Origin of the sequence: Brucella thiophenivorans, from assembly GCF_002252445.1 — a bacterium.
Taxonomy (GTDB): domain Bacteria; phylum Pseudomonadota; class Alphaproteobacteria; order Rhizobiales; family Rhizobiaceae; genus Brucella; species Brucella thiophenivorans.
On sequence record NZ_NNRJ01000010.1, the window covers coordinates 96,903 to 108,459 of the forward strand.

Below are 11,557 nucleotides of genomic sequence, written 5' to 3' on the forward strand. Positions count from 1 at the left end.
CGTTACGCGACGGTGCGCCCTGTGTCGTGATGTACGATCGCTTTGGCAGATGAAGTACGGATTTCGTCGGCTGGCATTGGCTTTCCCAAAAGATAGCCCTGAACAAGGTCGGCGCCTGCCGCAACACGGATAAGAGCCAGTTGCTCTTCGGTTTCCACACCTTCAACCGTAACAGCCAACCCAAGCTCATGTGAAAGCTGCGTGACACCACGCAACAGCATCAAAGAACGACGGTCGGTGGTAATATCCTGAACAAAGGAACGATCAACCTTAACTTTGGTCAATGGCAGGCTGTTGAGATAGCTGAGACTGGAATACCCCGTCCCGAAATCATCGAGCGCGATATTGATGCCAGCATTTTTAAGGCGCTGCAAAACAAGTGAGGTCTGGTTACGGTCTGCGATAATCGCACTTTCCGTTACCTCAACTTCGAGCTGCCGGGCAGGCAACTTGGACTTCTGTAACGCGCGCGCAATGTCACGCGCAATATCACTATTTTTAAGATCGATAGCGGAAAGATTGACAGAAACGCCAATCCGATCACCCCATGACATACAATCCTGACAGGCTTGCTCGAGCATGAACCGCGTTAGTTGCGAGATGATCCCGATTTCCTCGGCCAGTGGAATAAACTCCATTGGCGGGATGGGCCCGAGCTCCGCATGCTCCCAGCGCGCAAGCGCTTCATAGGCCACGATACGCAGGGACTGCGCACTGACAATCGGCTGATAAACCACTTTGATCTCACGGTTGGCAATCGCCTGCCGCAAATCGGCTTTCAGCTTCTGACGTCCACGATATTTGGTGTCCATAGCGCTGACAAACAACGCCCATTGCTTGCCTTCATCACCTTTAGCTTCATAAAGTGCTAAATCAGCATTCATATGCATGCTGGCAATATCGCATTTTTCAACGCTTTCAGTTGCCACGCCCGCACTGATCTCAATATGTATCTGATCACCATTGAGATCATAATTGCCGCTCGCAACCGCAATGATGTGATCCATCACCGGCGTGATTTCTTCTTCTCCCCCCAGATTAAAAACAAACACAACGAATTCGTCACCGCCAAAGCGCGAGGTGACATAACGCTGCGGATCAAGCAGATTCAGACGCTCTGCAAAAAGTCTGAGAAACATATCGCCGACATGATGCCCAAGCGTATCATTGACATGTTTGAAATGGTTGATGTCGATGACAATCAATGCTGCGAGCGTATCAGGGTCTTTGTGGGCAAGAAGTGAACGAACCATAGTTTCAAAATAATTACGATTTGGAAGGCCCGTCAGGCCATCAAAACGTGCCATGTGCTGAATCCGAACTTCCGATTCAACGCGCTGCGTCACATCTTCGAACATGAGCACCACACCGGCATTCGATGTCTGGTTGGACACGCATTCAATATAACGATTATCGGCAAGCTGAAAAATATCCCGCGACTTGCGGCCGGCAAGGAGATCGCGCATGCGGGTTCCGATATTGTTCAGGTCATTGTGCGGAAACAAGCCCTGTCGGATGCAATAACGTAGCAAAACCTCAAGCTTGCGCCCGCGCAGCTTCGTATGTTCGGCAATCTTCAGCAGGGCTTTGGTTTTATGATTGATGACAGCAATCCGCTGCTGCGCATCAAACATCAGCAAGCCTTGCGGCATATTATTCAGCGCTGCATCAAAACGACTGGCGACGACCGATAGGCGGCGCTTTCCCATGACGGCTGCGAAAAGAAATTCCCGCAGCCCATTGGCCATCTGAATATTGGATAGGAAATACGGGATCAGCAGCAAGCCAATCACAACGTGAAAGGGAGTCCCCGCAAGAATGAGACCAGCGAGAACAGGCAACAAAGTACAGGCCGACATCAGCACGACTGCCTTTGCCGATGCATAATTGCGCCCGACAATCGATACGACCGATGCAAGAAGAATAGTCAAGCTTGCTAGTTCTGCAAAAGAATCCCGCAGCACATAGCTTGAGAAAAAGCACAGCATACCGAGCGTTAAACAAACAAGGGATGCGCCGACAAGATAGCGAGCCTCCCATTTGTCGAGATCGGCATGGGACAAATTGCCAAGCTTTGCCTGGTCAAATTTGTGCATGTCGTAAATTCGGCCAAAGGCAACAATCGTAAACAATCCGGCAAAGCCCAGAAAGCGCCAGTCAGCCGTTTTTACATAGATGACGACACACGCCACCACATGGGCGAGCAAACCAAACCATAATGTTGTACGATTGCCGTAAAGCGACCGCAAAAACGATAGCCGCACATCGGCAGGTATCTCAGGTTGAAGGCTTCGCCACATATTTTTGATTGCATCCCTTTCAGAGGGGATAATATGCCACCAATCACTTAAAAATATCTTTCGTAAGACTAAACCACAAGCTGTTATTACAGCAATCAGGAGCTGTATTCTTTTTAAAGTAAGAAAAATCAGCAGCATTCCCCATAAAGCAAGAATACAACCCTAAGATATTATTTCAGAGCATTCTGAATATTTGAAAACACCATCATATTTTGACAAAAAGGATATTCGACGCATCGACCCAGTAGTAGAATTCACTACCAAATGCCCTGAAATGGTAGTCACACGCCAAATTTCGTATATTTTACAGATAAAAAGACCATAACGATCGCATTGCTTTTAAAAGGCGAGCTAAAGATGATGACCACCGTCGATTGTAATCACTGAACCTGTCATATAGCGGCTGGCTTCGGAAGCCAGCATAAGCACCACACCATCCAGATCCCGCATCTCGCCAAGACGCTTCATAGGATTTGAGCCTTTTAAGTAAGATGCGACTGGTCCCACAAGATGTTGCTCGTTGATTCGCGTTGGAAACCAGCCCGGAGCAATCGCATTGACCCGAATGTCATAAGGTGCAAATTCAAGCGCCAATGCACGCGTCATTTGCGTCACACACGCTTTGGACATTGCATAACCTGCGGTACTCTTTTGCGGCCTATCGGCAAGTATACTTGTGGTATTGACGATGGCACCGCCTATACCGCGATTGATCATTCGCTTTGCAACATCCTGTGCAGTAAAAAACGCGCCCGTTACATTTACCTCAAGCATATGTGTCAGCATATCGCGCGTCGTATCGAGCACGCGCGCTGCATGTGCAACACCCGCATTGTTAAAAAGCGCATCTATGGGACCGAGAACCCGCTCAGCTTCATCCAAAGCCGCGCTGATTTCGTGTGGCTGAGTGACGTCTGCCACGACATTCAGCACCGAACCATCGCAAAGATAAGCATTATCATCGTCGTGATGGCGTGAAATAGAAACAATGCGTGCACCATGGTTCGCAAGCACCCGAACCATTCGCTGCCCCAGACCAGAAGAGCCTCCGGTGACGGCAATGACTTTGCCGACAACAGAGAAAAGGTGATTGTCGGTCATTTGCCCCCCCAAAGACGCCAATCCATCCCACTGTTTAAAGCAGGATCAACTTTATGTGACTAGAGGACTATGACAAAAAATACTTGTTATCAATAGAATATAAAACAAAACTAGCCTTACAATAATCTTCGTTAATTGTAGACATTACTGATATATGCACTATATGCAGAATAATAAGCCATTTTCGGATTTCAACTGACATGCCAAATTCTGCCCGCCCCCTCATCGCAGTGCCTACTGATGTGAAGCCGTTCGAAAATTACATCTGGCATGCAGCACCAGAACAATATCTGGCAGCGGCCATTGATGTTGCTGAAGTCACGCCTCTGCTGGTGCCAAGTTTTGGTTCAAAGATGGATACCGACGCGATCCTTAGTGGTGTGGATGGCTTGCTTGTCACTGGCTCAAAATCGAACGTCAATCCAGAGCTTTATGGTGTCGAACAAAGTGCCGCTTTCGAGCCATATGATAATGCGCGTGATGCGACCTCGCTCCCGCTAATCCGCACGGCAATCGAAAAGGGTGTCCCCGTTCTGGCGATCTGCCGTGGCTTACAGGAACTCAATGTTGCACTCGGCGGAACATTGGCGACCGAAATTCAGGAACTTGAAGGACGGATGGATCATCGCGCACCGCAATCAGACAGTCAGGCCGAACGCTTTGCGATCCAGCATCCGGTGAAAATTGCGCCAAATTCGTGTCTGGCCGAAATTCTCAAATCTGACAGTGTAAAGGTCAACTCGGTCCACAGGCAGGCAATCGACAAACTGGCACCGGAGCTTGACATTGAAGCCATTGCCGAAGACGGCACCATCGAAGCTGTATCTGTGAAAAATTCCAAAGGCTTTATCGTTGGCGTACAATGGCACCCGGAATACTGGGTTCAGTCCGATGCACCATCGCGCAAAATTTTCGAAGCTTTTGGCGATGCGGTACGTGCGCATAATGCGCAACGCACAGCTTAACAGATCAGGGCTTCTGAAGCCTCACGGTTTCCGGCACGGGCGTCAAAGCTTCGCCCTTGTCAAACCATGAAATCAGATTATCGATGACAAGATCAGCCATGCCCTGACGGGTTTTTTCCGAGGCCGAACCGATATGCGGCAGCAAGACCGTATTTGGTGCATCAAGAAGCTCCTGCGGCACATTTGGTTCATTGGCGAAAACATCAAGACCGGCAGCAGCAATCGTGCCGTTCTTCAAAGCCTCTCCCAGCGCATCTTCATCAACCACCGATCCGCGACCGATATTGATCAGAACACCTTCGGGGCCAAGCGCACTTAGCACATCTGCGTTGACGGTCTTTGCAGTTTCAGCACCGCCCGGCGCCACCAGAATGAGCGTATCGATTGCTTTAGCCAGCTCAAGCAGGCTCGGATAATAGTCATAACTGACATCATCGGCTTTGCGACGATTGTGATAGGCAATCGGCAGGCCAAAAGCTTCAACGCGATGCGCCACAGCCTTGCCAATGCGTCCAAGACCAAAAATGCCGACCTTGCGGCCACGCAGCGACAGCCGGGAGAGCGGGTAACGACCCTTTTTCACCCAATCGCCAGCCCGCAAAAACTCCTGCGACTTTGACAATTCGCGAACCGTATCGATCAAAAGACCAATGGTCGTGTCGGCTACTTCGTCGGTCAGCACATCAGGCGTATTCGTGACCATGACGCGCTTGGTGGCGGCATGCTTTGCATCGACCGCATCATAACCAACACCGAAATTGCCAATGATTTCAAGATTGGGTAGCGCATCAATGAGGGATGCATTGACGCTCGACATGCTGGCGATGCCCTTAACGTCTGCCGCCCAGCTTGCGTCAATAAGATTGGCATCACCCTTGGTGATGCGCTGCACTTTAAATTCACCGGAAAGCCGCTGCACGGCGTAATCGTTAAAATTACCGAGCACCAGAATCGTCGCTTCACGTTGAGCCATGGGCGCTTTCCTTCTATTCATGCAAGATTCAACAAGCCGGAGAAAATGGCTCGCTGATTAGGGATAGGTCAGAGGTTTTTTGGCTTGGATGTCGATTGCCGAATATGGAGTTCCGGCTTGATCAGTTCCTGATTGGAGGAAACTTCAACACCGTTTAATTGGTCAAGCAGCGCACGCGCCGCCCTGCGTCCGACCTCGCGCTGGCCATTCCAGACGGTGGTCAGTGCAGGCGTTGCAATGGCAGCTTCTTCAAGGTCGTCATAACCGGTCACGGAAATGTCTTCACCGGGCACAAGCCCTGCACGCGAAATACCATTCATTAGGCCGATGGCGGCCAGATCGTTCCAGCAAACAGCTGCCGTTGGCTTGTCTTTGAGCGCCAGAAACTGCGGAGCAACTTCAAAACCCGCCTGCTTGGTACGCGGACCTGAAATGCGCCATTCCTGCTTCGCCTCAAGGCCAGCCTTGTCCATGGCCTGCAAATAGCCCTGATAGCGATCACGGCCCGTCGATGTCTGGTCCGTGCCACCGATCATTGCAATGCGTGTGTGACCCAGCGAAATCAGGTGATTGGTTGCAAGACCGATACCGTAAGCATCATCGCCACGGAAAACCGGCGCATGAACACCTTCGACGCTACGCGCAATCAGCACGACCGGCAGACCGTTATCTTCCGCAAGCTGAATGTCTTCCGGCGGCGTTCCAATGGCTGGCGACATGATGACACCATCCGCACCAAGCTGCAGCAACGTATCCATAAAGGTGCGCTGCTTTTCCAACTGGTCATAATGGTTGGAAAGAATGAATGTCTGACGCGAACGATCCAGTTCCGTTTCAATGGAGCGCAAAATTTCGGCAAAGAACGGGTTCATGATGTCATGCACCACGACACCTACGATGCCAGAACGTGAAGTACGCAAGCTCGCAGCACGACGGTTATAAATATAACCGATGGCACGGGCATGTTCCTTGATTTTCTCACGGGTCTGGTCAGCGACAAGCGGGCTGTCGCGCAATGCCAGCGAAACGGTGGCCGTCGAAACACCAAGCGCATCTGCGATGGTCGATAGCTTGATTTTCTGAGCCACGTCGCCTCCCCGAAATGATCTTGCATCAATCACAACAGGAAGGGCTTCAAATCATTTCAATTAAAGAAGCGGCCATCCCATTTCAATTGGTTATGCCATTGCAATCATTGAATTGAAAGTTTTTTCAGCGCGGCTTTATGGCCTTGCGCTTATTCCACATCGTCGTCCTCAATAACTTCCTTGTCCAGCTCATCGGACACCCGTACGGAGCCGCGGGCAGCGAGGTTGTTTTCCAGACGTCCGAGCATTTTGAGAAATGCCTTGCGCTCTTTCTTATCAAGGCCTTTAAGCATGTCTTTTTCAGTCTTGCGAATAGACTTCTCAATGATCTTAATCGCCTCAATACCCTGCGGCGTAAGAAACACATGCGACTGACGCTGATCCGTCTCTGACGCACGCTTGACGACAAAACCCTGACTTTGCAGCCGTGTAATGGTTTTTGTTATTGTCGGAGGACGCACGCCAAGGCGTTGCGCCAGAACGCCGGGTGGCAGACCATCTTCTGCAGCCAGTTGCAGCATCACTGCATCCTGACCCGCATAAAGCCCTAATTCGAGAAGACGTGTGGCAAGCACTGTCCGTGTGAGCCGTGCTACCGATTGCATCCGGTAGAGCATCACTGCCTTGTTGTCCTTGCTCATCGCCACCTCACCCTTGGTCATCCGACTAATAAAATGCAATCTATACTAAGATATTGTCTGGCATATGAAGCCGCAAACACCTGCAACATGTTAGAGCACATCCCGAAAAGTGTGAAACGGTTTTCGGATAAAGATGCGCGATAATATAAGGAGTTAGAGTGCCGATCTGATTCAATCAGATCGAACCGCGCTCTAAGGTAAATATTTCGATTGCAAAGCAACTTTGCCGAAGCAGGTAAAATTGGGCGGCTAACATTGCATGTCTTCGACAGATACGAAACGCAAATGTCGGAATCTGACCAATGGTTGCTGTTTTAATCGATCAACATTAGGCTCATGCCTGATAGTTTAAGAATATTCAGCACGGAGAAAAACATGACCGACCTGCGCGACCAGAACAGCGACATGATTGTCGTCCTGCCACTTGGCGCTCACGAACAGCATGGCCCTCACCTGCCATTTGAAACGGATACGATCATCGCTGAAGGTATCGTCGCGCGCGTCAATGAAGCGCTGCCCGCCAGTCTCAATGTGAATTTTCTACCCGTACAGCCGATCGGTTATTCGATCGAACATATGGATGTTGAAGGCACGCAGAGCCTTGCATTTTCAGAAGCCATAAACCAGTGGATCGGAATGGGCGAAAACCTTCATGCAGGCGGCATTCGCAAACTTGTGATGCTCAATGCGCACGGTGGTAATTCACCGTTAATGACAATCGTCGCAACCGAGCTGCGCAACCGCCTCGATATGCTGACTGTGGCGACAAGCTGGACGCGTTTCGGATTGCCGGAAGGACTGATCACGCCAGAAGACAAGTCGCTCGATATTCACGGCGGCTTCATCGAAACATCGGTGATGCTGGCGCTGCGCCCTGATCTGGTCGATATGACGAAGGCTGAAAATTTTTCCAACAAACAATCTGACTTCACAAATGAGTTTAAACACTTGCGCGCCTATGGCCCACACGCTTTTGGCTGGAAAATAAATGATCTGAATACGCAAGGCGTCGCAGGAAACGCCAGCGCTGCAACTGCCGAAGCGGGCGAAAAAATCCTCGCCCATGCCGTTTCGGGCTTTATCGAACTTTTACAAGATGTCGATCAGTTTGACCTTGCACGCTTTACGCCGGAAGCGCTGGCAAGAACGTGATTGGAGCGGATGTTATAATATAGCATTGCATATAGCATTCCCGGACACCTTCCCTTATATGAAATACCCGATCTGAAGCCTTAATGGTGCGCATCTGCGCGACCATCGAAAGACAGCAACTCAAGAGGCATAAACAATGAGCCAGGCTGAAGCCCAAACTGAGGACAAGTTGACCACAGAAGCAGCCCGCATTCCCGTTACCGTTCTGACCGGGTATCTGGGCTCGGGTAAAACGACGCTTCTCAACCGCATCCTCACCGAAAATCACGGCAAGCGTTATGCGGTTATCGTCAACGAATTTGGCGAGATCGGCATCGACAATGATCTGATCGTCGAGTCGGACGAAGAAATCTATGAAATGAACAATGGCTGCATTTGCTGCACCGTGCGCGGAGATTTGATTCGCGTTGTGCAAGGCCTGATGCGCCGTCCGGGTCGTTTTGATGCGATCATCGTGGAAACGACTGGCCTTGCCGATCCGGTTCCTGTCGCGCAGACCTTCTTCATGGATGACGATGTGCGCGCAAAGACGGTTCTTGATGCCGTTGTGGCCCTCGTTGATGCCAAGCATCTTCCGCTGCGCCTGAAAGACAGCCGCGAAGCCGAAGACCAGATCGCATTTGCCGATGTGGTACTCATCAACAAGACTGACCTTGTCACGCCAGAAGAACTTGCAACCGTTGAAGCCACTGTCCGCGCGATCAACCCGCATGCAGTTATGCACCGTACTGAACGCTCTTCGATCCCGCTTGACCGCGTGCTTGATCGCGGTGCCTTTGATTTAAAGCGTGCGTTGGAAAACGATCCACACTTCCTCGACCACGATCACCCGGATCACGTTTGCGGCCCTGATTGTGATCACGATCACGGGCATGACCATCATCATGGGCACGATCACACATGCGGCCCGGACTGCAATCACGACCATAGACACGATCACCATCATCATGACCATGCATCGCCGATCCATGATGTGACTGTGACCTCCGTTTCACTTCGTTTGGGCGAAGTCGATCCGGCCAAGTTCTTCCCGTGGATTCAGAATATCACCCAGACACAGGGGCCAAATATTCTGCGTCTCAAAGGTATCATCGCGTTTAAGGACGACCCAGACCGTTACGTGGTTCAGGGCGTTCACATGATCATCGAAGGCGATCACCAGCGCGCATGGAAGCCGGAAGAAAAGCATGAAAGTCGTCTGGTCTTCATCGGACGTGAGCTGGATCCGGCTGAACTCAAAGCCGGTTTTGAAAACTGCAAAGCCAATTAAAATTGCCAACTAAAATTGGACACTGATGCCTACAGTTGCCCCACTGGACCTTGACGGTCATTGCCTTTACGCACGTTTTATCAACGGCGTTCCCTTCTTTGTTCTGGCCGATGGAACCATCCATCGGCTGGACAATGGTCACCAGACCAGCACAGCGCATGACGGTTTGCTGAGTGCAACACTGTCCTTTGACGGCAAATCGCTGTTAACCGGCGGCGAAGATGGCCGCATCTGTCAAACCGCCTCCGATGGCACAGTCACAGAGCTTGCCAAAGTTCCGCGCAAATGGATGACGGCAATTGCGAGCGGTCCAAGCGGCACTGTTGCTTTCGCCTCAAGCCGCTCAGCATGGGTGCGCACATCCAACGGCAAGGTTCAGGAATATCCGCAGGAACGCAGCGTCGAAGGCATTGCGTTTGCACCGAAAGGCCAGCGTCTGGCAATTGCCCGATATAATGGCGCAACGCTAATCTGGACAGGCACTGAAGCGAAGCCTGTGGAACTGGAATGGAAAGGCGCACATATCGGTGCGATCTTCTCGCCCGATGGCCGCTTCCTGATCACCTCGATGCAGGAAAACGCACTGCATGGCTGGCGCCTTGAAGACAGCAAGCACATGCGCATGACCGGCTATCCGGCCAAGGTTAAAGATTGGTCGTGGAGCGTAAAGGCCAAATGGCTTGCCACTTCGGGCGCTCCTGCTGCAATTGTCTGGCCATTTGCGGGCAAAGATGGCCCGATGGGCAAGGCACCGCTGGAACTGGGGCTTCGCGGCGACAGCATGGTCACATCCGTCGCCTCCCACCCCGTCGAAGATATCACCGCGATTGGTTATAATGACGGCATGGTGCTTCTCGTGCGCTTTGAAGACCAAAAGGAAGTTCTTCTGCGTCGCCCCGGCAAGGGTGCAATCACCAGCATGGGCTGGGATGAGCAAGGCACACGCCTAGCCTTCGGCTCTGAAACGGGTGACTGCGGTGTCATCGATATGACAACCACCTGATTAACATAGTCAAACAAAAGGCCCCGAACGGGGCCTTTTTTATTACTTCGCTTTCATCGTGACCGTTGGTCCGCCGTCTGGACCAAGGGAAGCCACCCATTGGCTGATAGCGGATGCATCCTTGTCGCCAAGCATATGATTGGCGTCAATCGTCCGCGCATCGACCTTCGCACCACCAGCGCGCAACAGCGCTGATAAAGCGGGTGCAAATGGCGAATACAACTTGTCTTCTTCACCGGTGATCGTCAGCACACGCGTCTTACCAAGATTGGCGACCGACACATTATCCAGAACCGGCATTGAGCGCATCAACACAGCACGTTTCACCAGATCAGGGTGCAGCATCATGGTTGCTGCCAGCAGATTTGCGCCATTCGAATAACCAACGAATGTCGCATGTGGCAGGTCAAGATCCTTCTCGTCCGCCAAACGTGTGAGGAATGTCACAAAGGCATTGGCTTCAAGCTTCACATCTTTCTGGTCAAATTTGACGGGCGTGATGCGCTTATACCAGCGCGTGCCACCATCCTGCATCACGCGACCGCGGACACCCAACAGCGTTGCACGCGGCCAGATTTTTGATGCCATCGGAACAAGGCTGGCTTCATTGCCACCTGAACCGTGCAGCAGAACAATCACTTCATTGGAAGCGTTTTCAGGCTTATAAAAACGATAGATGAACCGCTTGCTGCGCGAGAAGTTTTGTTCCGGCGTCGTTTCAACATCCATTTTCTTGTCACGCATTGTTACGCCCTCACCCAGTCGGGGAGTGCCAGTTTCATCTTTCATAGAAGCGGAGATGCCGTTTAACGCCATGCCTTGTGACTTGCTCACGACCTTGACAGGACTGAGTTCACCCTCTGCGAAAGCAGTGCTTGTTGTTGCTGCGAGCGCCACCATAAGAGTGGCTATAAACATCTTCTTTACCATAAGCCCAACTTGCCATTGATATATTAACGAAGGTTTTATTCCGGCCGATGCCCGTTATGAATAGCAGCGCTTAAACAGGATAGATTTAGCACAAATGTGTCGAAAACACGGAAAGTTACAAACTGTTACATTCG

The 11,557-nt window shown here is 51.2% G+C and carries 10 protein-coding genes; 4 read left to right on the forward strand and 6 right to left on the reverse strand.

Going from position 1 to position 11,557, the window contains the following annotated elements:
• Window positions 1-2 precede the first annotated feature (2 nt).
• Both CEV31_RS02795 and CEV31_RS02800 read right to left on the reverse strand, forming a co-directional pair.
• A complete protein-coding gene (locus CEV31_RS02795) occupies window positions 3-2,300 on the reverse strand; it encodes a putative bifunctional diguanylate cyclase/phosphodiesterase (protein ID WP_094505376.1) in 2,298 nt (765 codons plus the stop codon).
• 351 nt (window positions 2,301-2,651) lie between these two features.
• The gene (locus tag CEV31_RS02800; protein ID WP_094505377.1) at window positions 2,652-3,401 is read right to left on the reverse strand and encodes an SDR family NAD(P)-dependent oxidoreductase; all 750 of its coding nucleotides are present in this window, start codon (window positions 3,399-3,401) and stop codon (window positions 2,652-2,654) included.
• A 200-nt stretch (window positions 3,402-3,601) separates the two neighbouring features.
• Between CEV31_RS02800 and CEV31_RS02805 the strand changes: the two genes are divergently transcribed.
• The gene (locus CEV31_RS02805; RefSeq protein ID WP_094505378.1) at window positions 3,602-4,366 is read left to right on the forward strand and encodes a gamma-glutamyl-gamma-aminobutyrate hydrolase family protein; all 765 of its coding nucleotides are present in this window, start codon (window positions 3,602-3,604) and stop codon (window positions 4,364-4,366) included.
• Between the two features lie 4 nt (window positions 4,367-4,370).
• Here CEV31_RS02805 and CEV31_RS02810 read toward each other — a convergent pair whose 3' ends face one another.
• The 3 genes from CEV31_RS02810 to CEV31_RS02820 form a co-directional block, all read right to left on the reverse strand.
• Window positions 4,371-5,339 carry a 2-hydroxyacid dehydrogenase gene (locus tag CEV31_RS02810; RefSeq protein ID WP_094505379.1) on the reverse strand — a complete coding sequence of 323 codons (969 nt, stop codon included), beginning with the start codon at window positions 5,337-5,339 and terminating at the stop codon, window positions 4,371-4,373.
• 68 nt (window positions 5,340-5,407) lie between these two features.
• On the reverse strand, window positions 5,408-6,427 hold the full coding sequence (locus CEV31_RS02815; RefSeq protein WP_094505415.1) for a LacI family DNA-binding transcriptional regulator: 1,020 nt from the start codon (window positions 6,425-6,427) through the stop codon (window positions 5,408-5,410).
• 149 nt (window positions 6,428-6,576) lie between these two features.
• Complete coding sequence (locus tag CEV31_RS02820) at window positions 6,577-7,068, reverse strand: MarR family winged helix-turn-helix transcriptional regulator (RefSeq protein ID WP_094505416.1); 492 nt, start codon at window positions 7,066-7,068, stop codon at window positions 6,577-6,579.
• A 375-nt stretch (window positions 7,069-7,443) separates the two neighbouring features.
• On the opposite strand from CEV31_RS02820, the gene CEV31_RS02825 reads away from it, so the two are divergent.
• The 3 genes from CEV31_RS02825 (at window position 7,444) to CEV31_RS02835 (ending at window position 10,493) form a co-directional block, all read left to right on the forward strand.
• Window positions 7,444-8,220 (forward strand): creatininase family protein, encoded by a 777-nt coding sequence (locus CEV31_RS02825; RefSeq protein ID WP_094505380.1) that lies wholly within the window; start codon window positions 7,444-7,446, stop codon window positions 8,218-8,220.
• 136 nt (window positions 8,221-8,356) lie between these two features.
• Window positions 8,357-9,490, forward strand: a complete 1,134-nt coding sequence (locus CEV31_RS02830) for a CobW family GTP-binding protein (protein ID WP_094505381.1) — start codon at window positions 8,357-8,359, stop codon at window positions 9,488-9,490.
• A 25-nt stretch (window positions 9,491-9,515) separates the two neighbouring features.
• Entirely contained in the window at window positions 9,516-10,493 is a 978-nt protein-coding gene (locus tag CEV31_RS02835; RefSeq protein WP_094505382.1) for a WD40 repeat domain-containing protein, read from the forward strand.
• 42 nt (window positions 10,494-10,535) lie between these two features.
• On the opposite strand, the gene CEV31_RS02840 is transcribed toward CEV31_RS02835, so the two are convergent.
• On the reverse strand, window positions 10,536-11,423 hold the full coding sequence (locus tag CEV31_RS02840) for an alpha/beta hydrolase (RefSeq protein ID WP_094505383.1): 888 nt from the start codon (window positions 11,421-11,423) through the stop codon (window positions 10,536-10,538).
• Between the last annotated feature and the right edge of the window lie 134 nt (window positions 11,424-11,557).